Origin of the sequence: Streptomyces sulfonofaciens (genome assembly GCF_014656295.1) — a bacterium.
GTDB classification, from domain to species: domain Bacteria; phylum Actinomycetota; class Actinomycetes; order Streptomycetales; family Streptomycetaceae; genus Streptomyces; species Streptomyces sulfonofaciens.
Genome location: NZ_BNCD01000005.1, coordinates 184435 through 210645, shown reverse-complemented (window position 1 = coordinate 210645; position 26211 = coordinate 184435). Strand labels below are relative to the sequence as shown.

Below are 26211 nucleotides of genomic sequence, written 5' to 3'. Positions count from 1 at the left end.
AGCCCCAGGCGCAGCCGCATGGTCGTCCGTGCCGTCCGCACCCGTCACCGCCGGTCCCCGCCGCCCCTCACGTCCTGCGTCCACGCGTCCGACCGTCCATGCGTCCATGCGTCCATGCGTCCATGCGTCCACCCGTTCCCGCGTCCCGTTCCCGCTTCCGCCTGTCCCTGCGTCCACCCGTCCTCGCCCGGGGGCCCTCGGCAGGGTTGCACGGCCCGCGTCGCACGGCGCCGAGGCCGCTCGCCCCTGGCCGTGCGACCGGCCGCCGAGGGCATTGTCCCCAGCAGGGTTGCACTTCGGCAACAGCGTTGCCAAAGTGGTGCGCATGACTGCCACCAGCTCCCCCCTGCGCGTCGCCCTCGTCGGCTACGGCCTGGCGGGCTCCGTCTTCCACGCCCCGCTGATCGCCGCCACGGACGGCCTCGTCCTCGACACGCTCGTCACCGGCAGCCAGGAGCGGCGGGAGCAGGCACGCGCGGAGTTCCCCGAGGTCCGGTTCGCCGCCACCGCCGACGAGGTGTGGTCCCGCGCCGACGCCTTCGACCTGGCCGTGATCGCGTCCCCGAACAAGACGCACGTCCCGTACGCGACCGCCGCGCTCAAGGCCGGTCTGCACGTCGTCGTGGACAAGCCGCTCGCGGCCACCGCCGCTCAGGCCCGTGAACTGGCCGCCCTCGCGGAGCAGCGCGGCCGGGTGCTCTCCGTCTTCCAGAACCGCCGCTGGGACAACGACTTCCTGACGCTCCGTCATCTCCTCGCGGAGGGCGGGCTCGGCGACGTATGGCGCTTCGAGTCCCGCTACGAGCGGTGGCGGCCGCGGCCGAAGGGCGGCTGGCGCGAGTCGGGCGATCCCGCAGAGATCGGAGGTCTGCTGTACGACCTGGGCAGCCATGTCGTCGACCAGGCCCTGGTCCTCTTCGGCCCGGTGGTGCGGGTGTACGCGGAGTCGCAGACGCGCCGTCCGGGCGCGGGGGCCGACGACGACACGTTCCTCGCCCTCACCCACGCCGGCGGTGTCCGCTCCCATCTGTACGTCTCGTCCACCGCCGCCCAGCTCGGCCCGCGGTTCCGGGTGCTCGGCTCGCGCGCGGGCTACGTCAAGTACGGACTCGACCCGCAGGAGGCGGTGCTGCGCGCCGGCGGCCGGCCCACCGGGGACCCGGAGTGGGGCGCGGAGCCGGCGTCCGAGTGGGGCCGGATCGCCACCGGCCACTCCGCCGCGACCGGCGACGGCGAACCGTACCCGACCCTCCCGGGCGCCTACCCCGCGTACTACGCGCTCCTCGTGGACGCCCTGCGCACCGGCGGTGCGAACCCGGTCCCGGCCACGGAGGCGGCGGCGGCCCTGGAGGTCCTGGAGGCCGCCCGCCGCTCGGCCGCGACGGGTACGACCGTGACCCTGTGACCTGTGCCGCTGTACCTCCGGGACGCTGCGGCCCTGTGCCCCTGGGACGCTTCGGCCCTGGGACGCTGCGGCCCATGTGACCTGTGGCGCCATCGGTCGCGGCCCGCCGCCATGCCGCCGCCGCACGGCGCCCGGACGGAGGAAGCGGCCCGCGACCGCCGGGCCGCTTCCGCCGCCGGGGCTCCTTCCGTCCGGACCCGGCGCGTGCGCGGGGCGGCTACGCCGCGCCGAACTCCTGCCGCTGCCTGCCCAGGCCGGTGATCTCCAGCTCCACCACGTCGCCGGGCCGCAGGTACGGCTTGGGATCCGGCCGGCCCATGGCCACGCCCGCGGGCGTCCCCGTGTTGATGACGTCGCCGGGGCGCAGCGTCATGAACTGGCTGACGTAGCGCACCACCTCGGCCACCGGGAAGATCTGGTCGGCGGTGCTGCCGTCCTGCTTGAGCTCGCCGTTCACCCAGGTCCTGAGCGAGAGCGCCTGCGGGTCGGGCACCTCGTCCGCGGTCACCAGCCAGGGGCCGAGCGGGTTGAACGTCTCGCAGTTCTTGCCCTTGTCCCAGGTGCCGCCGCGCTCAAGCTGGAACTCCCGCTCGGACACGTCGTTCGCCAGCGCGTAGCCGGCGACGTGCGCCAGCGCCTCCTCGTGCGAGGACAGGTAGCGGGCCGTACGGCCGATGACGACCGCGAGCTCCACCTCCCAGTCCGTCTTGGTGGAGTTGCGCGGCACCAGCACGGTGTCGTTCGGGCCGACCACCGTGTCCGCCGCCTTGAAGAAGACGACCGGCTCCGCGGGCGGCTGCGCGCCCGTCTCCGCGGCGTGGTCGTGGTAGTTGAGACCGATGCAGACGACCTTGCCTATCCCGGTCAGGGGCGGCCCGATCCGGGAGCCCGCGTCGAGCACCGGAAGCCCGCCCGCCGCGCCCGCGGCCCGGACCCGCGCCAGTGCCCCGGCGTCGGCGAGCAGGGCCCCGTCGATGTCCGCGACGAGCCCGGACAGGTCGCGCAGGCTCCCGTCGGCGGCGAGCAGCGCGGGACGCTCCTCACCCGCCGCACCGACACGCAGCAGCTTCATGGTCGATCTCCCTAGGTCTTGCGGGGTTGTTGCCCGGCCTTGCCCGGCCATCGGATGTTTGGCCGATCCTCCAAGGTGAGCGGCGGCTCCGCAATACCCCGCCCACGGGCTGGACCCGGTGCGCCGGTCACACGGGCGAGGTCTCGGAGCTCTTCCGCGCCCTCGCCGGACGCGCCGCGCCCTTGGCTGCCGCCTGCGCCGTCCCGGCCGCGTGGGGCACCGCGTGGGGCATGTCCCGGTACAGCACGGCGCGCTCCACGGCGCTCCACGCGGTGCTGGTCACCACGTACAGTGCCGCGGCGAGCGGTGCGACGGCTACGGTGACCAGGGTCAGGAAGGACATCAGCGGCGCGGCCTTCGTCACCGCCGCCAGGCCGGGCAGGCTCTCACCGGAACCGGAACCGGAACCGGACCGTTTGCCGGCCGCGGTGGCGCCCGCCGCCGCCTTCTGCTGAGCGGCGCCCGCGGCCGCCGTCTGCCGGCTCTTGCGGTAGTTGAACGTGGCGATCACCGCGACGACGGCGAACAGCACCAGGTACACCAGGCCCCGGGCCCCGAAGGCACCGCCGTGGCCGAGGGCGCCGAGCCAGCGTCCGCCGAGCGGTGCGCCGAAGAGCGTGTGACCCATCAGGGCGCTCGCGTGGCCGCCCATGCGGGTCGCGGAGAAGGTCCGGTACAGCAGGAAGAACGCCGGGAGCTGGAGCAGGCTCGGCAGGCAGCCCGCGAGCGGCGAGACCTTCTCCTCCTTGTACAGCTCCATCGTCGCCTTCTGGAGCTTGTCGGGGTTCTTGCGGTGGGTGTGGCGCAGCTCGGCGATCCGCGGAGCGAGCCGCGCCTGGGCGCGCTGGCCGCGCGCGGCGGCCCGGGACAGGGGGTGGACGAGAAGCCGTACGAGCGCCGTGAACAGCACGATCGCGACGGCGGTCGCGGAGGTGTGGAACAGCGGTTGCAGAAGCTGGGCCAAGTGTTCGACCAGGCCGGCGAAGAGCGCGAAGACGGACATGGGAAAGCCCCTCCTGGGGTGTCGTCGTGCCTGAAGAGCGTGCTGGACGCGTCGGCGTGACGGCCCGCGGAGGGGCGGGGAGCCGGGGTGCCGCAGGGGGCGCCGGGCTCGGGCTCGGGGATGCGGGAGCGGTGTGCGGGCCGGGTCGCGGCCGGACCGTACGGCCCGGCGCGCCCGTGGCCCACGGGACGGCGGTGCGCCGCCCGCGTACCCCTACGCGGCCGTCGGGGAGGGGCGGCCCGGCGCTCGGGGCCTGCTGCGGCCCGGTGCGTCGGGGTCGCGTTGCGGAAGGAAGGCGGTGCGCTGGGCTCGCTCGCGCAGGGCCGTACGGACCCGGGTGGGCGGGACGGCGGGGGCGCTGCGTGCGATGAGCACCGAGCAGAGGACGAGGGAGGCACCCACCGCTGCGGTGGCGGCGAACGCGACGGCAACCGGGACGCCGCCGGCACCGGCCAGTGCGACCAGGACGGCCTCGGCGAGCAGGAAGACCAGCAGGAGGGCCGGGCGAAGCGCCCGCCGGACCGCTGTCGGGACACTCGGGACCACGGTCACACCACCCTCCTCTCGCCGTCCTGGGCACGCGCTGTGCCGCGCACGTGCTGTGCCGCACACCCTCGGCGCCGACGATCGCACCGTATGAGCGTGCTCCACCGCCCGACCGTACGCGGGCGACTCGACCGCCGCTTCACCTCTGCGGTGTGGCGTCCGTCACCCGGCGGGGGCGGGCAGCGCACCGGTTCCGGCGTCCACCGGCTCAAGGAGCCTGTGCGGCCCCAGCAGCGCCCTGCTGACCGGATCCGCCGGGTCCTGGTCGAGTCCCGGTCCCGGCCGCATCTCCACGTCCTCCACCGGAACGAACGCCCCGCAGCCCGGGCACTCTCCGTGGGCGCCGAGTTCCGCGCCGCAGGCGGCGTGGTGGAAGGTGCGCAGCGGCAGGGTGTCGTCGAAGGTGTCGTTGCCCCAGGCGCCCAGGGCCCGCACCACGGGCCACAGCGAGCGGCCCCGGGCCGTGACGAGGTACTCGTCGCGCGGCGGCGAGTCCTGGTAGCGGCGCTTCTCCAGGACGCCTGCGGAGATCAGCGTCTGGAGCCGGGCGGCGAGCACGGCACGCGGGATGCCGAGGCGGACGAGGAAGTCGTTGTAGCGGCGCACCCCGTAGAGCGCGTCACGGACCACCAGCAGGGTCCAGCGCTCACCGACGACCTCCAGCGCGCGGGCGATGGAGCACTCCTGCGCCGCGTAGTCCTTGCCCAGTGCCATGGCACCACTGTAGCGATCATCCCGCCGTAAGTTCAATGGACGAACCAACGATGGTAGGGTGCGCGAGGACGGTCAGTTCGTTGGCCGAACCCACTGCCTCCGAACCCACTGCCTCCGCGCCCAACTGCCTCCGCGCCCACTTCCCGTCACGCAGCACACAGCACGCGGCTCGCACCGCACAGCACGCACGGCCGCAACCCCCGCTCCCCGCGTCCCGCATCGCGGTCAGGACCCGCACCCCCGTCCCACGTCCCGCATCCGCGGCCCGCAACCCGCGCCCGCAGCCCGCACCGAACCGCCGCCCCGAGCGTGGAGGATCCCGACCATGGCCCGTCCCGTCCGCACCACCCGCCGCCCGGCCCCCGGCCCCGTGCAAAAGGCCACCGGGGACACCGCGTCCGCGGTGCCGCCCCCGGTCCCGCGGCCCGGCGCCACCCTCGCGCTCACCAGCGCCGCGACGGCCGTGGCGCTGATGACGTACACGGCCCCGATGGTGACGCTCTCGGACACGGCGGCCTCGCTGGGCAGCCCCCTGTCCGCGCAGGCCTGGCTGCTGAACGGCGCACCGCTCGGCCTGTCGGCGCTGCTCCTCGTCGCCGGCAGCCTCGCCGACGACTACGGCCGCCGGCGGATCTTCCTCTTCGGCACCCTCGCGCTGGGCGTCACCACGGCGCTCGGGGCGCTGGCGTCAGACACCTGGCTGTTCGTGCTGGCCCGGGTCGCACAGGGCGCGGCGAGCGCCGCGGTGCTGGCCAGCAGCCTCGGCCTGCTGGTGCACGCCTTCCCCGGTGCGCACAGCAGGATCAGGGCGACGGGCGTGTGGGGCGCCTTCGTCAGCGGCGGCATCGCCACGGGACCGCTGCTCGCCGGCGGCCTGGCCACCGTGGACTGGCGTTGGGCCTACGTCGTGCTGGGCCTTGCCGCACTGCTGGTCGCGGTGCTCGGGCGGGGCGCGCTCACGGAGTCGCGGGCGCCGCGCCCGAGCCGTCCCGACCTGGCGGGCTCGATCGCCCTCGGCCTGGCCCTGGTGGCGCTGCTGGCCGCGCTCACCCTCGGCAGGGACGGCTGGGCGCGGCCCTCCGTGGTGCTGCTGCTGCTCGCGTCCGTCCTGCTCGCCGCGGCCTTCGCGGTGGTGGAGCGGCGCAGCAGTGCGCCGATGCTCGACCTCGGGCTGCTGCGCCGGCCGCTGTTCCTGGCCGCCTCCTCGGGCGCGCTGTTCACCGGCCTCGCGGTGATCGGCCCGTACAGCTTCCTGCCCACGCTGCTCCAGGGCACGCTGGGCCTGACGCCGCTGGACACCGCATGGCTGTTCCTGATCTGGGCGGGCACCTCCTTCGTCGTCGCCCTCCAGTCGCGGCGGCTGCTCCAGTCCCCGCGCCTGGCCGGCCGGATCTCGGCACGCCACCAGCTCGCCCTCGGCTTCGTCCTGCACGCCGCCGGGATGCTGGCGATGCTCGGCGCGGCCGGGGCGGGCTCCTGGACGAGGCTGCTGCCGGGCCTGTTCGTCACCGGTGCGGGCAGCGGCCTGCTCAACGCCGGCCTGCCGCTGCTCGCCGTCGAGTCGGTCCCGGCCGACCGCGCCGCGATGGGCTCGGGCGCCAACAACACCGCCCGCTACATCGGCTCCTCCGCCGGAGTCGCGCTGACGATCGCGGTCGCCACCGCCATGGGCACCGGCTCCCGCGGCGGCACGGCGGCGCTGGCCCACGGCACGGACGTCGCCCTGGTGGTGTCCGCCGGGCTCTCCGCACTGGCCGCGGCGGGCATGCTGCTGCTGCGGGAGCGGGGCCGAGCCGCCGGACCCGTGGGCTGAGCCGCCGCCTGGACTGAGCCCGCCGGGCACGCAGGCTGAGCCCGCCGGGCGCGCAGGCTGAGCCCGCCGGGCGCGCGGGCCGAAGCGCCGGGCGCGCGGACCGAGCCACCGGGCGGCGGGCGGCGGGCCGGGAGCCCTCGTCCCGCGCCGGCTCGCAGCACGCGCCCGCGCGCCCCGCACCCGCCCCCGGTCCTCCACCCGTGCACGCCCGCGGCAGTACGGTTTCCCCATGCGTCCCGACACGCCCGCCGCCGACAACTCCCCCTACGCCCCGGCCGCAGCCGGCGCCCCGCGCGCCGAACGCACCGCCGAGCCCGACCGCACCGCGGACACCGACCACATCGCAGAAGCCGAACGCCTGGAGCGCATCGCCGGCCTCTACCCCGAGGACGCCGAGCACCTCCTGCTCCAGGCCGGGGCCCACCTGGAGTTGGCCGGCGCCCGCGAACGCGCCACCGCGCTCTACGACCGGCTGCTCGCCGACTCGGCCCCCGCCGCGCTGGAGAACCCCCAGTTGGTCAAGGCGCTCAAGGCCGCCAACCTCTGGGAGTACGGCCACGAGGCGGAGGCCCGCGCCATCATCGAGGGCATCCGCACCTCCGCGCCCGCCGACCCCTCCCCCTGGGTGATCGTCGCCGAGGCGCTGGAGGCGCACGACGAACTCGACGCCGCCCACGAGACGTTCTCGCAGGCGCTGGCGGTGCTGCTGCCCGAGGGCGCCGCGGAGGCCGGTGCCGCGCAGGCCCAGGGCGCCGCGGAGGCAGGCGCCGCGCCCGCGGCCGACGTCCACCCCCTGCTCTTCGGCCGCCACCGGGTACGCCGCATGCTCGGCGCCGGGCACGACGACTTCGACCGCCTCGCCGACGGCCTGCACACCGCTCCCGTCCCCCTCGACGAGCTGCACGACCCCAAACGCGTCTGGTCCCTCGGCTCGGACAACCCCGCCGAGCTGCGCGCGGAGATCTCCCGGCTGCGCGCCGAACTCGGCGCCCACCGCGCGGCCCTCTCCCGGCCCTTCCCCGTCGCCGTCCTGCACTGGCCGGCCGCCGAACTCGACGAGCTGACCGCCGCGTACCCGTCGCTGAGCACCGAGTACCCCTCCCACCAGGAGCACTTGGCCACGATAGAGGGAGCCCTGCGGGAACTCGCCGCGTCCGGCACGGACAACCTCGGCGTCGTCTCCGCCACCGTCCCCTCCTACGAGGCGTTCGCCGCCTCCGAGGCCTCGTCGCCCGACGACACCGCCCTGCTCCCCCAGTACGCCACCACCCTCGCCGCCCGCGGCCGCGCGCTGCCCTGGCCACCGCCCCCGGCGGAGCCCTGCTGGTGCACGTCGCAGCGTCCGTACGCCACCTGCCACGGAGGTGGGGGCCCCGCATGACGCACGGCCGGGCCCGTCACCCGGGGCGCCGCCCGCGAGCCGGGTGGCCGGCGCGGGGCGCGGCCCCACCCCCCGGCGGCCGCGGCCGCCGCGCCGGATAGCCTCGGGAGCCGTACGGACCGTCGCGCCCGGGGGCGCAGCCGCATCGGAGGTCATCATGGCTCGCAGCACCGGCCCCGCCCGTTTCCCCAGCGCGCCGGTCGCCGCCGCCGGGCTGGTCGGCGGGTACGCCGTGGCGCGGTGGACGGGGCGGCGCCAACTGGGCGGGGCCGTGCTCGCGGTGGCGGGCGGTGCGGCCGGATGGCAGTGGTGGCGGCAGGCCGGGGCGCGGACGGCGGGCGCGCTGGGCGTCGCCTACGCGGGCGCCTTCGCCGGCTCGCACCCGCTGGCGAAGAAGGTCGGCGCCTGGCCCGCCGTCTTCTCGGCGGCCGGCGCGGTCGCCCTCGCTTCCTGGGCGCTCGCCGACCGGCGATCCGCCTGAGGGCCCCCGTGCTGGTGTGGATCAACGGGCCGTTCGGCGGCGGCAAGACGCAGACCGCCCACGAGCTGCAACGCCGTCTGCCCGGCAGTGTCATCTGCGACCCCGAGCACGTCGGCTTCGGGCTGCACCGGATGATGCCCCCGCAGCTCCGCGGGGACTTCCAGGACCTCGGGGCCTGGCGCAGCGGTGTCCGCGAGGTCCTCGACACCGTGCTCACCGGGCACGACGGCCCGGTGCTGGTCCCGATGACCGTGGTGGAGCCGGCCTACTTCGAGGAGATCGTCGCAGGGCTGCGCGAGCGCGGCCACGACGTACGGCACTTCGCGCTGCTCGCCGACCGCGCGACCGTGCTGCGGCGGCTGCGGGAACGCGGGCTCGGGCACCTGCTCCGGTGGTCCGTGGGCAACGGCGGGCCACCGCGCCGGGAGAGCTTCGCGGTGAGCAGGCTCGACCTCTGCCTCAAGCGGCTGCGGGCACCCGAGTTCGCGGAACAGGTGTGGACCGACCGGCTGACCGTGCCGCAGGTCGCCGACCACCTCGCCGCAGCCTGCGGGCTGACCCTCGCCCCGAACACCGACGGCCCCCTGCGCGGCCGGCTGCGCCGGGCCGTGATCGGCGCCCGGCACATCCGCTTCGACTGAGTACCGCCCCTCGGGCAACGGGCGTAAACTCCCGGTATGGGCGATTACAGGCGTAGGTGAAGCGGACGTCCGCGGTGTGCCCCGGCAGGCCCGGGCAGGCACCAGCGGGCCCCGATCACCGGCACGGCCGGTCGGCGCCCGACGGCGGGCGCGCCGTTCGACGGCGGCGGCCCACCCGGCCGCGCGACGCCCGGCACGGCATCGCGCCCGGCGCCCGGCACCGCGGCGCGGTCGGCGTGGAGCGTCCGGTCGGCTCCGCCGCGCGAGCGGTGCGGCGGGCCCGGGCCCTGCGGGCGGCCGGTTCCCGCGCTGGGCGGACGCGGCCGGTGCGCCGCCGCACAGCCGGGAAGCCGCACAGCCGGGAGGCCCGCAGAACCGGGAGGCCGCAGAACCGGAGAGAGGTGAAGCGTGCAGGGTCCGGTCGCCACCACAGGATCCGGCCTCGAGCAGCTCGAACTGGTGCTGAGCGAGGTGGTGCGGGAGACCGACGCCTCCGTGGGGCTGCTGTACCTGCTGCCGCCGGGCGAGGAGGTGCTCCGGCTGGCGCTGCTGACGGGGGTCCCGCAGCAGATCATGGCCCCCTGGGCGCGCGTGCGACTCGGGTCCGCGGTGCCGGTCGCCGACGCCGTGCGCGAGGGCCGCCTGGTGTGGGTGGGCAGCCAGGAGGAGCTGGCCCGCCGCTACCCGGGCACCTCCCTCGTGCTGCCGCATCCCTTCGCCCTGGCCGCGGCGCCGATCTCGGACGGCCCCACCGACTGGGGCTGCCTGGCGCTCGGCTGGCCCGGCTCGCGCCTGCCGCAGCCCACCCCGCACGAACGCGACGCCATGCAGGACTGCTGCCGGCGCCTCGGCCTGCTGCTGCACAGCGCCGCCGGCATGGGCCGCCCGGTACTGCCCGGCGCCCAGCCCCGGATGCTGCCCCCGCCCCGCTCGCGCGCCCCCGAGCCGGCCGTGGCGGCGGCGGCGGCCGACTTCGCCGAGCGGCTGCCCGGCGGCTGCTGCGCGCTGGACGAACAGGGCCGGTTCAACTTCGTCTCCGCCGCCGGGGCCGAACTGATGGGCACCGGCGTGCGCACCCTGCTCGGCGCCCTGCCCCGGCAGGTGCTGCCGTGGCTGGACGACCCCGTCTTCGAGGACCGCTACCGCGCCGCGGTGATCAGCCGCGAGTCCACCTCGTGCAGCGTGCTCAAACCGCCGGACCGGTGGCTCTCGTTCCATATGTACCCCGACGCCCACGGCGTCAGCATCCGGATCATCCCGGCCGACACGGACGAGGCCCCGGACAGCTCCGCGCTGCTGCGCCCCACCCAGCCCGCTTCCCCGGGACGGGCCACGGCGCTCTACTACCTGGTGCACCTGGCCGCCACGCTCACCGAGGCGCTGGGCGTGCGGGACGTGGTCGAGCAGGTCACCGACCAGATCATGCCGGCCTTCCGGGCCCAGGCCCTGGCCCTGATGGTCACGGAGGAGGGCAGACTGAAGATCATCGGCCACCGCGGCTACACCCCCGAGCTGATGGCCCTCTTCGACGCGGCCCCGCTGACCTCCAACGCTCCGGCCGCGCACGTCCTGACCACCGGCATCCCCCGGTTCTTCGCCGGCTTCGCGGAGCTGAAGCGCGCCTACCCGAACGCCGTCGTGCGGGACGGCAAGTCGTCCTGGGCGTTCCTGCCGCTGATCGCGTCCGGCCGCGGCGTCGGCTCGCTGGTGCTCGCCTACGACCGGCCGCACACCTTCGCGGAGGACGAGCGCTCCATCCTGACCGCACTCGCCGGTCTGATCGCGCAGGCCCTGGACCGCGCCCGGCTCTACGACTCCACCCAGGACCTCGCGCACAGCCTCCAGGCCAGTCTGCTGCCGCAGGCGCTGCCGCACGTCCCGGGGCTCAAGGTGGTCGCCCGCTACCTCCCGGCCACCCGGGGCATGGACATCGGCGGCGACTTCTACGACGTCATGCGCACCGGCCCGGCGACGACCGCCGTGACCATCGGCGACGTCCAGGGCCACAGCGTCAACGCCGCCGCGCTGATGGGACAGGTCCGCACCGCCGTGCACGCCACCACGGGCGCGCCGCCCGGCGAGGTGCTGTCCCGCACCAACCGGCTGCTCACCGATCTCGACCCGGGCCTGTTCACCAGTTGCCTGCACGTGTGCCTCGACCTCGCCCGCCACAAGGCCTGCCTCGCCACCGCAGGCCACCCGCCTCCGCTGCTGCGGCACGCGGACGGTCGCACCGAGGTCATCGACCTGCCGGCCGGGCTGCTGCTGGGCATCGACCCGGGCGCCGAGTACGTGACCAAGGAGACCCCGCTGCCGCCCGGCTCCGTCCTGGTGCTGTACACGGACGGCCTGGTGGAGGCCCCGGGCACGGACCCGGACGAGGCCATCACCGGGCTCGTCGACGAGCTGGTGCGCAGCGGGCACCAGCCCATCGACGCGCTCGCCGACACGCTGGTCCACCACGCCACCCTGTCCACGCCGCGCAGCGACGACCTCGCCCTGCTGCTCGTCCAGACCTCGCACGGCGGCCAGCCGTCGGTGCGGCGGTGAGCGCCGGGGCCCCGCCGGCCCGGGGCGCCGTCACGCCCACCGGCCCGGCGGGTGCGGCGGCGGGGTCAGGTCCGCCACGACGCCGTAGTGGTCGCTGATCCGGACGCCCCCCACCGGATCCACCCCGACCCGCTCGCACGCCGCCACGCGCAGGGTGGACCCGTGCATGTCGCAGCGCACCATCACGTAGTCGATGCGCCGGCCCGCCTCCTCCGGCATGTCGCCGCGGCGGACCAGCGGGTTGCGCCGGCTGAAGGTGTGGCCGGCGGACGCGGTGGCGTCGGGCCGGTGCCTGAGCCAGGCATCCTGGTAGCAGACGCTCAGGCCGTCCAGCGACTGGAGCCCCCGCCAGAAGCGGATGCTGGCCGCGTCCGGCGGTGCGTCGAGGTCGCCCGCCAGCACCACGTGCCGTGCCCCCCGCGCCACCACGGCGTCCTCGACGAGACGCGCCGCGGCCACCGCCTGCGCCTCGCGCTCCCGCTCGAAGCCGTAGGGCCAGCTCGGCTTGTGGTGCACCACGAGGACGTCGCCGAGGGGCTCCGGCAGCGGCAGTCGCGCGACGACCACGCCGCACCACGGGGTCGCCTCGGTGCGCCCGGTCACCCTCAGCGGGTCCCGGCCGACGACGTCGAACGGCTCCCGCGCCACCAGGGCCGCCCCCACCCCCTCGGGCCCCTCGGCCGAGAAGTGCGGATGCGGGGCCACGTGCCAGCCGCCCGTGCCGAGCGCCGCCGCCTCCTGCCGGGTGATCTCCTGCAGCGCCAGCACGTCCGGGTCGAGTTCCGCGAGGAGCGCCTCCAGCGCGGCCCGCCGCCGGTCGCCGTCGGCGTACCGCGGCTCCAGCACGTTCATGGTCAGCACCCGCAGCCGTCCGGCGCCGGCCGCGGGCGGCCCGGGCCCGCCGCCCGTCCCGGGCAGCTCGCCCATCCGGGGCGGGATGCCCCCGGGAGTCGTGGTCACAGGGACCGCCTCCTCCGTTTCGCCGGTGCCGGGCACGGCCCCGGCCCGGTCAGCGCCGGTCGGGTGCCGAGGCGTCCGGGTGCCCCGGAACGTCGTCCGGTACGCACCCGGGGACGCGCCCAGCAGCGGCCGGCCGGCGTCAGGCGCCGGGGTGGGCAGCCCGCCGCCGGCCCCGCACCGTCACCGCACCGTCACCGCGCGGTCGCCGACTTCGCCGGTGGCGCCGCGGCCGTCAGCGGAGTGGCGATGGACTCCAGCGAGCGGCGCTCCGCACGGACCGCGCAGACCGCCGCCACCAGCCCCGCCGCGCACATCAGGGACGCGCCGATCTGGAAGGCCAGCACCGTGTCGCCCACCACGCCGCTCGCGGTCAGGTCCGCGAAGACGAGGGGCCCCGTGATGCCGCCCGCGGCGGTGCCGATGGCGTAGAAGAAGGCGATGGCCAGGGCGCGGGTCTCCATCGGGAAGATCTCGGAGACCGTGAGGTAGGCGCTGCTGGCACCGGCCGACGCGAAGAACAGCACCACGCACCAGCACGCCGTCAGCGTGACCGCGTTCAGCGAGCCGTTGTCGAACAGCGCCGCCGTGCCGAAGAGCAGCACCCCGGAGAGCAGATAGGTGGAGGAGATCATGATGCGCCGGCCGACGGTGTCGAAGAGGTGGCCGAGCAGCAGCGGGCCGAGGAGGTTGCCCGCGGCGATCACCGCGAAGTAGTAGCCGGTGTTGCCGCTGGGGACGTCGAAGAACGTGGTCAGGATCGCGCCGAAGCCGAAGGTGATGGCGTTGTAGAGGAAGGCCTGGCCGACGAAGAGGGCGAAACCGAGCAGGCTGCGCCTGCGGTAGGACGAGAAGAGCGTCCGGGCGATCTCCAGGAAGCCGATGGCGGTGCGCTGGTGGATGGTGATCTCCCCCTCCGGCGCCGGCAGCTCGCCGCCCTTCTCGGCCCTCACCCGCTCCTCCACGGCGTCCACCAGCCGTTCGGCCTCCTGCTCACGGCCGTGGATGATCAGCCAGCGGGGGCTTTCCGGGACGTTTCGCCGCACCAGGAGCACCACGAGGCCGAGCACCACGCCCAGCGCGAAGGTGAGCCGCCAGCCGACGTCCTTCGCGAAGAAGTCCGTGTCCAGCATGACGATGGACAGCAGCGAGCCGCCGATGGCGCCCAGCCAGAAGCTGCCGTTGATGATCAGGTCGACCCGGCCGCGGAACTCGGAGGGGATCAGCTCGTCGATGGCCGAGTTGATGGCCGCGTACTCGCCGCCGATACCCAGGCCGGTGACGAAGCGGAACAGGAAGAACCACCAGGACTGGAAGGACAGCCCGGTGAGCGCGGTGGCCGACAGGTAGACGACCAGCGTCACCATGAAGAGCCGTTTGCGCCCGAAGCGGTCGGTGAGGTGCCCGAAGAACAGCGCGCCGACGCATGCGCCCGCCACGTACAGGGCGGCGGCGATACCGGTGATCTGGCCGGAGGTGATGTGCAGGCCGCTGCCGGGCTCGGCGAGGCGGCCGGCGATGTTGCCCACGACGGTGACTTCCAGACCGTCGAGGATCCACACGGTGCCCAGACCGATGACGATCATCCAGTGCCAGCGGGACCAGGGCAGGCGGTCCAGGCGGCTGGGGACCGCGGTGGTCACCACGCCGGTCTCTCTAGAAGCTGTCTCGGACACGGACCCCTCCTTCGAACGGTGCCCCGTGGAACCGGGGGCGGGATTGCGTGTGCCCGCTCGCCGGAATTTCTCACCTGTCCGCTGGAGTGCGCCGGCGTCCCGCAAGGGCGCGCGCGCCGCGCGGGCCACGGCGGCCGCACCGCACGCCCGCGCCTATCCGCCCACCGCCCGAGACACCGTGTAGATGGCAAGGCCCGCCAGGGAGCCCACCACCGTGCCGTTGATCCTGATGAACTGCAGGTCGCGCCCGATGTGCGCCTCGATCTTCCGGGTGGTCTGCTCGGCGTCCCAGCCGGCCACCGTGTCCGTGATGAGAGCGGTGATCTCGTCCTGGTAGGTGGTCACCACGTACACCGCCGCACCCTCCACCCAGCCGTCCACCTTGGCCCGCAGCCGGGCGTCCGCGGTCATCCTGGCGCCCAGGGACAGCAGCGAGGCGCGCACCCGCAGCCTGAGCTCGCTCTGCTCGTCCTCCGCGGCCGCGACGATCATGGCGCGCACCGCGCCCCAGGCGGAGGCGATCAGGTCCTGCACCTCGGGCCGGCCGAGCACCTCGCCCTTGAGGCGCTCCACCCGGGCCCGGGTGTCCGTGTCGGACTGGAGCTCGCGGGCGAAGTCGCGCAGGAAGCGGTCCAGGGCGCCGCGGGCCGGGTGCTCGGGCATGTCACGCATCTCGGTGACGAACCGCAGCAGCTCGCGGTGGACCCGGTCGCCGACGCGCCGGTCGACGAACCGCGGGGTCCAGCCGGGCGCGCCGCCCTGCACGGCGTCCACCACCGAGTCGCCGTGCAGCACCAGCCAGTCGTGGGCGCGGGAGACGACCAGGTCGACGACGCGGGTGTGGCCGCGGTCCTCGACGATCCTGGCCAGCAGCTTGCCGATGCCGGGAGCGATCTCCTGGGCCTCGGCCCGCCGGGTGACCGCCTCGCCCACCACCGCCTGCACGTCGGAGTCCCGCAGCACGGTGAGGGCGCCGCGCAGCGCGGTGGCCAGCTCGGCGGTGACCCGGTCGGCGTGGCCCGGCTCGGCCAGCCAGGCACCGAGCCTGGCACCGATGCCGACCGCGTGCAGCCGGGCCCGCACCACCTCGGAGGAGAGGAAGTTCTCTCCCACGAACTCGCCCAGCGAGACGCCGAGCTGGTCCTTCTTGGTGGGGATGATGGCGGTGTGCGGGATGGGCAGGCCGAGCGGGCGGCGGAAGAGGGCGGTGACCGCGAACCAGTCGGCGAGCGCGCCGACCATGCCGGCCTCGCAGGCCGCAGAGACGTACCCGGCCCAGGCTCCCGCGCCGGTGTCCTGCGCCCACTTCGCCAGCACGTAGCCGACGGCGACCAGGAGCAGGAGGCCGCCGGCCGTCGCCTTCATCCGCCGCACACCGCGGCGCCGTTCGCGGTCCGCCTCGCCGTACGCGGACACCGCCGCCGTCGCCGCCGCCGGGGCGTGCACCGCCGGCTGCCGCTCCGTCCCCCGCCCTGCCCCTTGCCGATTCATACGTGTCCCGTCCGGTGAGCGGTGCGTTCGCCGCAGGTTCCCAGAGGCCTTCGTCACATTGTCGCTTTTCGGCCCACTCCTTCACGGACTCCTGGAACGCGCCGCAAGTTCCCGTCGTCTTCCACGGCGGGGGTCCGTCCGGTGCCCCTCCTCCCCATGGACCATCATGGGGGCGCATGACATCGGAGCCTCGGGCTCCCCTTGTCCGAGGAGACACAGACCGCATGACCAAGCGTCACGACGGCGGCCAGGGGCTGTTGTCCCCCGCCCGGCACGGCGCGCTGCTCGCCGCGTTCGTCGCCGTGATCGTGGCCGTCTCGACGGCCATCTACGTCGGCGTGTCCGGTACCGACGGAGACGGTCGGGACACCCTGGCGAGCCCGCGCACCACGGGCAACGCCGCGGCCCCCGCCTCCGCAGGCACCTGGATCAGCACCTGGTCGACGGCGCCCAGCGGCGCCGAGCCCGGCACGGAGATGACCGGCCTCGCGGGCCGCTCGGTGCGCAACGTCGTGCACTCCAGCGTCGGCGGCACCAGCGCCCGCATCACCCTGTCGAACCTGTACGGGCAGGAGCCGCTGACCATCACGCACGCCTCGCTCGCGGTGGCCGCCGCGCCCAACACCCCCGAGGCCGCGTTCGGCACGCTGCGCAGGCTGACCTTCGGCGGCGCCGCCTCCGTGGTCATCCCGGCGGGCGCGCAGACGCTCAGCGACGCGGTGCGGCTGCGCGTGCCGGCCGGCGCCGACCTGCTGGTCAGCACCTACTCCCCGACACCGTCGGGCCCGGTGACGTACCACGCCCACGCCCGCCAGATCTCGTACGTGGCCAGCGGCGACCGCACCGAGGACGCCAGTGGGGCCGCGTACACCCAGCAGAGCCCGTACTGGCGCTACCTGACCGCCCTCGACGTGCTCAGCAACGACGCGGACGGCACCGTGGTCGTGATCGGCGACTCGCTGACGGACGGCATCACCTCCACCACCGGCGCCAACCACCGCTGGACCGACGTCCTGGCCGACCGGCTCCGCACCGAGACGGGCGCGCCGCGCTACGGCGTCGCGAACGAGGGCATCAGCGGCAACCGCATACTCGCCGACGGCACCGGGCGGCCGCCCGGCAACGCGAGCGGCATCGCGCGCTTCCAGCGCGACGCGCTCAGCAGGACCGGCGTCAAGGCCGTCGTGATCGCGCTCGGCGTCAACGACATCCTGCACGACCAGCGGTACGCGAACGCCGGGGACATCCTCGAAGGGCTGCGCGAGCTGACCCGCCAGGCGCACGCCCGCGGCTTGCGCGTGGTCGGCGCCACCCTGATGCCGTTCGGCGGGCACCTCGGGTACCAGCCGCGGCTGGAGACCGTGCGGCAGTCGGTCAACCGGCAGATCCGCTCCGGCCGGGTCTTCGACGCGGTGGTCGACTTCGACCGCGCCCTGCGCGACCCGTACGACCCGCGCAGGCTGCGGCCCGACTACGACTCCGGCGACCATCTGCACCCCAGTGACGCCGGGTACCGGAAGATGGCGTACGCGTTCAACATCAGCGATCTGAAGGGGGCCGCGGCGGCGGCGCTGTGATGCCCCGGGAGCGGAGGGCCCATGACGGACCAGGAAGACGTGCGCGCCAGGATCGAGGCCAGGTTCACCAAGGGCTTCGCCGCGGTGCTCGCGGTGCCGGACCGCTGGCTGCCGCACCTCGGGGAACTCGACCGTGCGCTGGCACAGATCCACCCCGGCTACCAGGTGACCCAGGTCAAGGAGAAGTACGGCGAGCTGCGGTTCTACCTCCCGGCCCAACTGCACGAGGCGCCGTGCTGCGAGGAGTGGGAGGCGCGGCACCCCTACCCGCCCTCCCCCGGCCCGGCGCGCGATGACTTCCACGAGGCGCTGACCGCCCATCAGGACACGTCGGACCACCGGCGCCAGGTGACGCAGTCGCGGGAGCGCCGCAGGAAGATGCAGCACCTGATCTCCCTGGCCGAGGAGCAGTCCGCCCACTGGTGAGCGCGGTCCGCCCACCGGTGAGCCGGGCATCCCCGGCAGCACCACCACTCACCGACGGCGGCCGGGCCCCGCGCGCCTCGGCAGGGGCCCCGGGCGCCGGGCCCGCCCACCGGTGGCCGCACGGTCCCCGGGCACGCGGCGGCCTGCGCCCGGCGTCGGTCAGCGGTCGTACCGCCCGCGCCGCTCCCCGCGGCGCCCGGAACGGGCCTCGCGCACGTCGCGACGGTGCTCGCGGTGCCGCTCGCGCCTGCCCTCCAGTTCGTGGCGGTGCTGCCGCCGGAGCTCCCCGGCCTCGTCACGACGGCCCTCGCGGTGCTCCTGCCGCTCGCGGTGGCGCTCCTCCTGAAGGCGCCGCCGTTCCTCCTTGAGCCGCTGCTTCTCGGCTCGGGTCGCCTTGCGCTCGACCCCGACGCCGCCCATCAGCGCGAATCCGGTGACCTTCACCCGGGGGGCGGCGGGGTCGCCGTCCGCCTCGGCGCCGTGGTCTCCGAAGCCGCCCATGACGCCGACGCCGGAGACCTGCACATTGAGGTCGGGCGGCACCGTCACCTGCATCCCGCCCATGATCGTGAAGCACCGGATGACCGTCTCGCGGTCCTCGAAGGATGCCTCGCGCAGGTCGATCTCGCCGCCGCCCCACATCGCGAACGCCGTGAAGGTACGGGCGATGGTCCACCGGCCCCGGCGCGCGAAGCCTCCCCAGAAGGCGAACGCCCCGGACGAGGTGGGCGCGCCGCCGACACGGGCGGGCCAGTGGGAACCCGCGGGCGCCGCACCGCCCTTGCCCATGGACACGGCCGCGGGCCCCGTCGCGGACCCGGGCGCGGCAAGGGCCCCGCCGCCGCCCGCGGCGGGCAGGTCGCGGGTGATCGGGGCCAGTTCGCCGTAGGTCCTCGCGCGGTAGGTGGCCTCCAGGCGCTCCTGGAACTCCTCCATGTCGAGCCGGCCCTCGGCCACGGCGTCCCTGAGATGCTCGGCGACCCGCTCGCGGTCGGCGTCCGAGGCCCGCAGCTCCAGGTGGCCCGGCCCGCCCGCGGCCGGGGGCGTCTCGTCCCCGGGCGCTCCCCCGGGCGGCACGGCATCCGTCATACGAGAAGCCTACGAGGCGGGGCGCGCGGTCGGCCGCCCCGCGTACATCTCCGCGATGACGGCCTCGATGTCCGGCTCCCGCACGGAGAGGTCGACCAGCGGGTAGTCCGCGGCGATCCGGGCCACCAGCGGGGCGGCCGAGCGGCCGGCGGGGAACGCCAGCCACTGGCGGGGCCCCTCGGTGCGCACCACCCGCGCGGCGCCGCCGGTGTCGATGGGCGGCATCTCGCGCTCCAGGTCCACGACGAGGGTGCGTTCGCTCGCGCCGCTCTCGTGCAGCCCGGCGAGCGGCCCGTCGTACATCAGGCGCCCGTGGTCGATGACCATCACGCGGTGGCACAACTGCTCGATGTCGGTGAGGTCGTGGGTGGTGAGCAGCACGGTGGTGCCGCGCCGGGTGTTGAGGTCGCGCAGGAACCGGCGCACCCGGGCCTTGGAGACCACGTCGAGGCCGATGGTGGGCTCGTCGAGGTAGAGCACATCGGGGTCGTGCAGCAGTGCGGCCGCGATGTCGCCGCGCATCCGCTGGCCCAGCGAGAGCTGCCGCACGGGCACGTCGAGCAGGTCGGCGAGCTCCAGCAGCTCGACGCAGCGGTCGAGGTTGGCGCGGTACGTGTCGTCGGGGATGCGGTACATACGGCGTATCAGGCGGTAGGAGTCGACGAGCGGGAGGTCCCACCACAGGGTGGTGCGCTGGCCGAAGACCACGCCGATCCGGCGGGCCAGCCGGGCACGCTCGCGCGCCGGGTCGATACCGGCGACCCTGAGCCGGCCGCCGCTGGGCGTGAGGATGCCGGTCAGCATCTTGATGGTGGTGGACTTGCCGGCGCCGTTGGGGCCGATGTATCCGACGACCTCGCCGCGGCGCACCGTGAAGGAGAGCGTGTCGACGGCGCGCACCTGGTGCTTCTCACGGCGCAGCAGACCGGTCCTGCGGCGCACGTCGAAGACCTTCTCCACCCCTTCCAGGCAGATGAAGGCGTCGTCGGCGGCGGACGCACCGGAAACGGCGGGCGCACCGGAAACGGCGGGGGCCCGGGGCGCGGGGGCGCCCGGGGCCGGTGCCCTGTCACCGGCGTGGTCGGCAGGGCGTGCGGGATCGGTGGGGCGTGTGTGGTCTGAGAGGTAGGCGTGATCTGAGGGGCGGGTGTGGTCTGCCACGGTTCAGCTCCCGGTGCTGCGGTACGAGCGGAGGCCCACCCGCCATGCCGCGCCGGCCAGCGCGCAGCAGGCCAGGGCGACCAGCGGCGGCGCGCAGGCCAGCCACGTCGGCAGGTGGAGCGGGTAGGGGCGGCCCAGGATGTAGAGCGCGGGCAGCCAGTTGACGAAGGCCAGCGGCACGATGAAGGTGACGCCGCGCACCAGGTCCCTGGCGAACACGGTCGGCGGGTACTGGAGCAGCGTGGCACCGCCGTAGGTGAAGGAGTTCTGCACCTCGGCGGCGTCCTGCGCGACGAACTGGAAGGCGGCGCCGGCCACCAGCACCGCCGAGAACACGGCCGCGCCGCTGATCAGCATCAACGGGACCAGCAGCACCTTCAGCGGGCTCCAGGCGATCGGGGCGGCGGCAAGACCGTAGCCGAGGACCAGGGCGCCCTGCGTGATGCGGCCGAGGCGGCGCAGCGCGAAGCGGTCGGCGGCGACCTGGGCGAGCACCGGTACGGGGCGCACCAGGAGGGTGTCGAGCGTGCCGTCCCGCACCCGCCTGCCCAGCCGGTCCATGGAGCCCATCGCCAGGTCGGCGAGCCCGAAGGCGGTGCCCGCGCTGCCGTAGAGCAGGGCGACCTCGGGCAGTGTGTAGCCGCCGAGCGCGTCGACCTGCGAGAACATCAGCAGGATCGCGGCGAAGTCGAGTGCGGTGGCGGCGAAGTTGCCGAGCGCCGTCATGGCGAAGGAGGCGCGGTAGGCGAGCGTGGAGCGGATCCACATGGCGGCGATCAGCCCGTAGGCACGCAGGCCGTGCGCGAGGCGGTCGCCCAACCGGTCCCGGCCGGTGAGCGGGTGGCCGGTGAGCGGCGCGGACGCGGCGCGGCCGGTCGGGTCAGCCACCCTGCACCACCACCCGGCGGGTCGCCACCGACTGCACCAGGCGGCCGGCGGCGAGCAGGGCCGCCGCCCAGGCGGCCTGGAAGGCGTAGGTGGCCAGCAGGTCGCGGCCGGTGTGCCTGCCGAGCAGGACGTCGGCGGGCACCTGGAGCAGTGCCGACCAGGGCAGTGCCCGCGCCACCTCGCCCAGCGCGCCGGGGAAGACGTTCAGCGGCAGCAGCATCCCGGAGAAGAAGAGGCCGGTGAACCAGGCCACCTGTGCCACGCCGGCGCCGTCCAGCAGCCAGAAGGCGGAGAGCGCGACCAGGTAGCGGATGGCGAAGCTGACGGCGACGCCGAGCGCCACGGCAGTCAGGAAGGCGAGCCAGCGCAGCGGGTCGGCGGGCAGCGCGAGGTCGAACAGCAGCGCGCCCACGGCCATCGGCACCACCGCGCGGCCCAGCAGGTGGAAGGCGGCACGGCCCGCGTCGGCCGCCAGCCACCAGCCCTGGAGGTCGGCGGGGCGGTAGAGGTCGATGGCGATGTCGCCGGTGCGGATCCGCTCGATCAGCTCGTCCTCGAAGCCGCCGCCCATCGCCGCCACGACCATGTGCATGCCCTGGCCGAGCCAGACGAAGGTGAGCGCCTGCGCCTGGTCGTAGCCGCCGAGGTGCGGTCTCTCGTGCCAGAGGGCGAGGTAGGTGTAGGTGAGGATGACGCCGAAGACGGAGTTGGTGAAGACCCCCGCGGCGGTGGCGATGCGGTAGGTCGCATGGCGTCTGAATCCGTTCACCGCGACCAGCGCGTACAGCCGTCCGGTGTGCACGTGCGCGTCCTCTCCCCCTGCTCCGAATTTCCGGCTGCCCGGCTGCCCCTGCTGTCCCGGCTGTCCCGGCTGCGCCGCATGGTCCGCGTGGGCCGCGTGGGCCGGCTGCCCCGCGTGGTCCGGGTGCGCCCGCCGCCCCGGCCGTCTCGGTTCGCTCCCGTGCGTCCGCCGGGCCCCACGGGCGCCGGCACAGCCAAACGCAGGAGCTTAGGGGTCCTGCCGTGGCGCTGCCACAGATTTTCGGGACCCGAGGCGTGCCACGCCGCGGGGCATCGATCCCCAAGTGCGAAAGTGTGCAAGTAGGTACATAGGACGCGTAAGGCGCATTGAGCCCATAGCGGAGGCCGGGCGCGAATCGGGAGTCCACGAGACATGATCGACGAGCCGCAGCAGCACGACGAGTCGGGCCGGGCCGCCGTGCCCCGTCCCCCCTGGCCGCTCCGCCCCGCCTGGGCCCCGCACCAGCCGTTCCCGCCGGGCGCACCGGGCGACGGCGCAGGAGGCGGGCGCAGGGGCCGCGGCGGCCGGGTCGTCGGCACCGGCCACGGCCGCGGCGGCGGCGCCTCGTGGCGCGGCGGCCGCCGCGGTTCGACGGGACCACGCGGGCGCGGCCGACGCCCCCACCGCCCCGGCGGCCCGCACCACCCCGGCGACCCCGCCCGCACCGGCGCCGCCCCGTCCCGCGCGGGCCGCGCCCGACAGCGCGGGAAGCGGCCCGGACGCAAGGGGCTGCGCCGCCTGGTGCCCACCTGGCGGATGCTGCTGGGCGCCACGGGGGGCCTGGTCCTGTTGCTGGCCGGCGGCTTCACCGCCGGCTACCTGCTCGTCGCCATCCCCGCCGCGAACGCCGCCGCGACCGCGCAGAGCAATGTCTTCCTCTACGCGGACGGCACCCAGTTCGCCCGGGACGGCGACGTCAACCGCGAGAACGTCTCCCTCGACCGGGTCCCCAAGCACGTCAGACGTGCCGTGCTGGCCGCCGAGGACCGCGACTTCTACTACGAGTCCGCCGTCGACCCGCAGGCCATGATCCGCGCCGCCTGGAACACGGTCACCGGCAAGGGCAGGCAGTCCGGCTCGACCATCACGCAGCAGTACGTGAAGAACTACTACCTGGACCAGGACCAGACGGTCACCCGCAAGGTGAAGGAGTTCTTCATCGCGATCAAGCTGGACCGCGAGCAGAGCAAGCGGCACATCCTCCAGGGCTATCTGAACACCAGCTACTTCGGCCGCAACGCCTACGGCATCCAGGCCGCCGCGCAGGCGTACTACGGCGTCGACGCGTCCGACCTGGACGTCGCGCAGGGCGCGTACCTCGCCACGCTGCTGAACGCCCCGAGCGCCTACGACGTCGTGGCGCACCCGGAGAACCGGCCGAAGGTCCTCTCCCGCTGGCGGTACGTACTCGACGGGATGGCCAAGGAGCACTGGCTGAGCCCCGGGCAGCGGGCCCGTGCGGCCTTCCCCGCGCCCCGCTCGCCGCACGCGGGGTCCTGGTCCGGTCTGGGCGGGCAGCGCGGCTATCTGGTGCAGGCCGTGAAGGACTACCTCGTCGGCCACCACGTCATCGGCCGGAACGCGCACGGCTACCGCATCACCACCACGCTCCACCGCCACCAGCAGGACGCCTTCGCCGCGGCCGTCGACGACCAGTTGCTGTCCCGGCTCGACAAGCGGGCACGCCGGGTGGACCGCACCGTCCGCGCGGGCGGCGTCGCCGTCGACCCGGGCACCGGCAAGGTCATCGCGATGTACGGCGGCATCGACTACACGAAGCAGTACGTCAACAACGCCACCCGCCGGGACTACCAGGTCGGCTCGGCCTTCAAGCCGTTCGTGCTGGCCGCGGCCGTCCAGCACGGCGCCGTCGACCAGCACGGCCACGAGATCAACCCGAGCACCACCTACGACGGCACCGACCAGCGCCCCGTGCGGGGCTGGCGGGGCCGCCCGTACGCGCCGCAGAACGAGGACCACGTCGACTACGGGCCCATCAGCGTCCGCGAGGCCACGGACAAGTCCGTGAACGCGGTCTACGCGCAGATGGCCGTCGACGTGGGCCCCGACAAGGTCAGGTCCACCGCGATCGGCCTGGGCCTGCCCGCGGACACCCGCGACATGCCCAAGGGGCCCGCCATCGCCCTGGGCACCGCCACCGCGAGCGCGCTCGACCTGGCGCAGGCCTACGCCACCCTCGCCAACCACGGCAGGCACGCGCCGTACACGCTGGTGGAGCGGGTCACCAAGGACGGCAGGAACGTGGCGCTGCCGCCGCGGCCCGTCACCCAGGCGGTGAACAGGGAGGCCGCGGACACCACCACCGCGGTGCTGCGGGGCGTGGTGGACGGCGGCACGGGCACCGCCGCGCGGGCCGTGGGACGCCCCGCGGCGGGCAAGACAGGCACCGCGGAGGACGACAAGGCCGCGTGGTTCGCCGGCTACACGCCCGATCTGGCCACGGTGGTCACCGTCATGGGCCAGGACCCCGACACCGGCGCGCACACCTCGCTGTACGGGGCGCTGGGCGAGCCGCGGATCAACGGCGGCGACCTCCCGGCCCGGATCTGGGCGCGGTTCACCGACGCGGCGCTGGACGGGAAACTGGTGCACGACTTCGACCTGTGGCTCCAGCCGGGAGCCGAGGAGTCCGCGTCGCCGTCCCCCGGCGAGGAGCAGCCCCCCGGGGAGCAGGGCGGGGACGTCGGCGGCCAGGACGCCGGCGGCACCGGCGACGATCCCGGCCGGGACACCGGCGGCACCGACCCCCAGGGGCCGCCGCACGAGCCGCTGCCGGACCAGGACCGGACGCAGCCGGGGCAGGGCGGTCCTGGGCAGGGACTCGGCGGGGTACCGCCGGGTGCGGGCGACGGGCGGCTGTCGCAAGCGGCGGACGCCGGCGCACCGGGCCCGCCGGGCAGGCCGCTCGCCGCCGGCGTCCCGGGCGGCGCCCGGGACGACCGCCCGGGGCGGCCGGGCGGGCCGCCGCCTACAGGTACAGGCCCGTAGAGTCCTGCGAGCCCTCGAAACGGTCGGCGGCCACCGCGTGCAGGTCGCGCTCGCGCATCAGGACGTAGGCGACCCCGCGCACCTCGACCTCGGCACGGTCCTCGGGGTCGTACAGGACGCGGTCGCCGGCCTCCACGGTGCGTACGTTCTGGCCCACGGCGACGACCTGGGCCCAGGCCAGCCGCCGGCCTACCGCTGCGGTCGCGGGGATCAGGATCCCGCCGCCGGAACGCCGCTCGCCCTCGCTGGTGTCCTGCCGCACCAGGACCCGGTCGTGCAGCATCCGGATGGGCAGCTTGTCGTCGTGGGTACGGTCCATCGTGCCGTCCGCGTGCCTCTCGCTGTTCGCGCTCACACCACGAACCTACCGGGCCCCGGGCCGCTCGTGCGCCGGTGGGTGGGCGCTTGCGCCCGCGGCGGGTGCGGCGGGCTCAGCGCCCGCGCCGCCGGGAGCCGGCCGCCAGCAGTCCCACCACGCCGACCACCACGAGCGCCACGGGCACGATCCGCTCCAGCCGGGGCCTGCCGTCGTGGGAGACGAACTGGGCGCGCACGCCGGACAGCAGACGGTCGGTGCCGTCGTACATCCGGCCGAGGGAGCGGTCCACGCCCGCGACGACCTTGGCCTTGGCGTCCCCGGCGATCGTCCTCGGGTGCACCCGCACCCCGATCTCGTCGAGCGCCTCGGCCAGCCTCTCCCGGCGGCGCCTGATGTCCGCCTCGATCTGCGCAGGGGTCCTGGTATCCGCCGTTTCCGACACCGCGCTGCCTCCGTGGTCCTCCGGCGCCCGGCGCCGGCCTGTGCTGGGTCAGGGCGACAGTCTGTCAGCTCACCGCGCCCGGCACCCCACGGCACCCCCCTGGGGCCTCGTTACGCTCGTGTCCGTCAGCCGTTGTCCGCATCCCGCGTACCACGCACCACAGGCCACCGCACTCCGGCGGCCGGGCGGCGCCCGTCCGCCGAAGGACCCAGGAGGAAGACCATGAGCGAGCGACTCCAGCCGGGCGACACCGCCCCCGCCTTCACCCTCCCCGACGCCGACGGCACCAAGGTGTCCCTCGCCGACCACCTCGGCCGCAAGGTCATCGTGTACTTCTACCCGGCCGCCCTCACGCCCGGCTGCACCAAGCAGGCCTGCGACTTCACCGACAACCTCGACCTGCTGGCGGGCGCGGGCTACGACGTGATCGGCATCTCCCCCGACCAGCCCGCGAAGCTGGCCAGGTTCCGCGAGAAGGAGCAGCTCAGGGTGACCCTGCTGGCCGACCCGGACAAGTCCGTCCTGACGCGGTACGGCGCCTTCGGCGAGAAGAAGCTCTACGGCAAGACGGTCACCGGGGTGATCCGCTCCACCGTCTTCGTCGACGCGGACGGCACGGTGGAGCGTGCCCTGTACAACGTCAGGGCCACCGGGCACGTCGCCAAGATCATCAAGGAGCTGGGACTGTGACACATCACTCCATGGTGTGATGAGAATCCCCCGCAATGGGGGATTTCGTTTGCGGCCGCCATATCGGAGCAACCGATC

23 protein-coding genes are annotated in these 26211 nt (G+C 74.8%); 10 read left to right on the top strand and 13 right to left on the bottom strand.

Going from position 1 to position 26211, the window contains the following annotated elements; genetic code table 11:
• Nucleotides 1-325: 325 nt before the first annotated feature.
• Complete coding sequence (locus IE313_RS11130; RefSeq protein WP_189930831.1) at nucleotides 326-1405, top strand: Gfo/Idh/MocA family protein; 1080 nt, start codon at nucleotides 326-328, stop codon at nucleotides 1403-1405.
• A gap of 217 nt (nucleotides 1406-1622) precedes the next feature.
• On the opposite strand, the gene IE313_RS11125 is transcribed toward IE313_RS11130, so the two are convergent.
• The 4 genes from IE313_RS11125 to IE313_RS11110 all read right to left on the bottom strand — a co-directional run bounded on the left by IE313_RS11125 (nucleotide 1623) and on the right by IE313_RS11110 (nucleotide 4740).
• Nucleotides 1623-2477, bottom strand: coding sequence for a fumarylacetoacetate hydrolase family protein (locus IE313_RS11125; protein ID WP_189930830.1), 855 nt, complete (start codon nucleotides 2475-2477; stop codon nucleotides 1623-1625).
• A gap of 127 nt (nucleotides 2478-2604) precedes the next feature.
• Nucleotides 2605-3480, bottom strand: coding sequence for a YidC/Oxa1 family membrane protein insertase (locus IE313_RS11120; RefSeq protein ID WP_189930829.1), 876 nt, complete (start codon nucleotides 3478-3480; stop codon nucleotides 2605-2607).
• Between the two features lie 213 nt (nucleotides 3481-3693).
• Nucleotides 3694-4032: a DUF6412 domain-containing protein gene (locus tag IE313_RS11115; RefSeq protein WP_229924527.1), complete on the bottom strand. Its 339-nt coding sequence runs from the start codon at nucleotides 4030-4032 to the stop codon at nucleotides 3694-3696.
• A 156-nt stretch (nucleotides 4033-4188) separates the two neighbouring features.
• Entirely contained in the window at nucleotides 4189-4740 is a 552-nt protein-coding gene (locus IE313_RS11110; RefSeq protein ID WP_189930828.1) for a winged helix-turn-helix transcriptional regulator, read from the bottom strand.
• A gap of 325 nt (nucleotides 4741-5065) precedes the next feature.
• On the opposite strand from IE313_RS11110, the gene IE313_RS11105 reads away from it, so the two are divergent.
• The 5 genes from IE313_RS11105 (at nucleotide 5066) to IE313_RS11085 (ending at nucleotide 11606) form a co-directional block, all read left to right on the top strand.
• On the top strand, nucleotides 5066-6553 hold the full coding sequence (locus IE313_RS11105) for an MFS transporter (protein WP_189930827.1): 1488 nt from the start codon (nucleotides 5066-5068) through the stop codon (nucleotides 6551-6553).
• A gap of 229 nt (nucleotides 6554-6782) precedes the next feature.
• On the top strand, nucleotides 6783-7934 hold the full coding sequence (locus tag IE313_RS11100; protein WP_189930826.1) for an SEC-C metal-binding domain-containing protein: 1152 nt from the start codon (nucleotides 6783-6785) through the stop codon (nucleotides 7932-7934).
• A gap of 157 nt (nucleotides 7935-8091) precedes the next feature.
• Nucleotides 8092-8415: a hypothetical protein gene (locus tag IE313_RS11095; protein ID WP_189930825.1), complete on the top strand. Its 324-nt coding sequence runs from the start codon at nucleotides 8092-8094 to the stop codon at nucleotides 8413-8415.
• An 8-nt stretch (nucleotides 8416-8423) separates the two neighbouring features.
• On the top strand, nucleotides 8424-9056 hold the full coding sequence (locus IE313_RS11090; RefSeq protein WP_189930824.1) for an AAA family ATPase: 633 nt from the start codon (nucleotides 8424-8426) through the stop codon (nucleotides 9054-9056).
• A 408-nt stretch (nucleotides 9057-9464) separates the two neighbouring features.
• Entirely contained in the window at nucleotides 9465-11606 is a 2142-nt protein-coding gene (locus tag IE313_RS11085; RefSeq protein WP_189930823.1) for a SpoIIE family protein phosphatase, read from the top strand.
• Nucleotides 11607-11636: 30 nt separating this feature from the next.
• Here the strand turns inward: IE313_RS11085 and IE313_RS11080 are convergent, their stop codons facing one another.
• The 3 genes from IE313_RS11080 to IE313_RS11070 form a co-directional block, all read right to left on the bottom strand.
• On the bottom strand, nucleotides 11637-12566 hold the full coding sequence (locus IE313_RS11080) for an endonuclease/exonuclease/phosphatase family protein (RefSeq protein WP_189930822.1): 930 nt from the start codon (nucleotides 12564-12566) through the stop codon (nucleotides 11637-11639).
• Nucleotides 12567-12757: 191 nt separating this feature from the next.
• Nucleotides 12758-14239 (bottom strand): MFS transporter, encoded by a 1482-nt coding sequence (locus tag IE313_RS11075; protein ID WP_189930821.1) that lies wholly within the window; start codon nucleotides 14237-14239, stop codon nucleotides 12758-12760.
• A 153-nt stretch (nucleotides 14240-14392) separates the two neighbouring features.
• Nucleotides 14393-15730: a DUF445 domain-containing protein gene (locus IE313_RS11070; RefSeq protein ID WP_189930820.1), complete on the bottom strand. Its 1338-nt coding sequence runs from the start codon at nucleotides 15728-15730 to the stop codon at nucleotides 14393-14395.
• 224 nt (nucleotides 15731-15954) lie between these two features.
• Here IE313_RS11070 and IE313_RS11065 point away from each other — a divergent pair, with 224 nt between their 5' ends.
• Both IE313_RS11065 and IE313_RS11060 read left to right on the top strand, forming a co-directional pair.
• Nucleotides 15955-17307, top strand: a complete 1353-nt coding sequence (locus IE313_RS11065; protein ID WP_189930819.1) for an SGNH/GDSL hydrolase family protein — start codon at nucleotides 15955-15957, stop codon at nucleotides 17305-17307.
• Between the two features lie 21 nt (nucleotides 17308-17328).
• Nucleotides 17329-17733 carry a hypothetical protein gene (locus tag IE313_RS11060; RefSeq protein WP_189930818.1) on the top strand — a complete coding sequence of 135 codons (405 nt, stop codon included), beginning with the start codon at nucleotides 17329-17331 and terminating at the stop codon, nucleotides 17731-17733.
• Between the two features lie 159 nt (nucleotides 17734-17892).
• Here IE313_RS11060 and IE313_RS11055 read toward each other — a convergent pair whose 3' ends face one another.
• The 4 genes from IE313_RS11055 to IE313_RS11040 all read right to left on the bottom strand — a co-directional run bounded on the left by IE313_RS11055 (nucleotide 17893) and on the right by IE313_RS11040 (nucleotide 21673).
• Nucleotides 17893-18744: a DUF1707 SHOCT-like domain-containing protein gene (locus tag IE313_RS11055; protein WP_229924550.1), complete on the bottom strand. Its 852-nt coding sequence runs from the start codon at nucleotides 18742-18744 to the stop codon at nucleotides 17893-17895.
• 87 nt (nucleotides 18745-18831) lie between these two features.
• A complete protein-coding gene (locus IE313_RS11050; RefSeq protein WP_189930996.1) occupies nucleotides 18832-19797 on the bottom strand; it encodes an ABC transporter ATP-binding protein in 966 nt (321 codons plus the stop codon).
• Nucleotides 19798-19986: 189 nt separating this feature from the next.
• Nucleotides 19987-20802, bottom strand: a complete 816-nt coding sequence (locus tag IE313_RS11045) for an ABC transporter permease (protein WP_229924549.1) — start codon at nucleotides 20800-20802, stop codon at nucleotides 19987-19989.
• Nucleotides 20803-20863: 61 nt separating this feature from the next.
• Nucleotides 20864-21673: an ABC transporter permease gene (locus tag IE313_RS11040; protein WP_189930816.1), complete on the bottom strand. Its 810-nt coding sequence runs from the start codon at nucleotides 21671-21673 to the stop codon at nucleotides 20864-20866.
• A gap of 372 nt (nucleotides 21674-22045) precedes the next feature.
• Here IE313_RS11040 and IE313_RS11035 point away from each other — a divergent pair, with 372 nt between their 5' ends.
• On the top strand, nucleotides 22046-24682 hold the full coding sequence (locus tag IE313_RS11035) for a transglycosylase domain-containing protein (protein ID WP_189930815.1): 2637 nt from the start codon (nucleotides 22046-22048) through the stop codon (nucleotides 24680-24682).
• On the opposite strand, the gene IE313_RS11030 is transcribed toward IE313_RS11035, so the two are convergent.
• Nucleotides 24663-25001, bottom strand: coding sequence for a GroES family chaperonin (locus tag IE313_RS11030; protein ID WP_189930985.1), 339 nt, complete (start codon nucleotides 24999-25001; stop codon nucleotides 24663-24665). The genes IE313_RS11035 and IE313_RS11030 overlap by 20 nt on opposite strands.
• Before the next feature lie 112 nt (nucleotides 25002-25113).
• Nucleotides 25114-25443: a DUF3618 domain-containing protein gene (locus IE313_RS11025; RefSeq protein WP_189930814.1), complete on the bottom strand. Its 330-nt coding sequence runs from the start codon at nucleotides 25441-25443 to the stop codon at nucleotides 25114-25116.
• A 222-nt stretch (nucleotides 25444-25665) separates the two neighbouring features.
• Between IE313_RS11025 and bcp the strand changes: the two genes are divergently transcribed.
• On the top strand, nucleotides 25666-26133 hold the full coding sequence (gene bcp / locus IE313_RS11020; protein WP_189930813.1) for a thioredoxin-dependent thiol peroxidase: 468 nt from the start codon (nucleotides 25666-25668) through the stop codon (nucleotides 26131-26133).
• The last annotated feature ends 78 nt before the right edge of the window (nucleotides 26134-26211 follow it).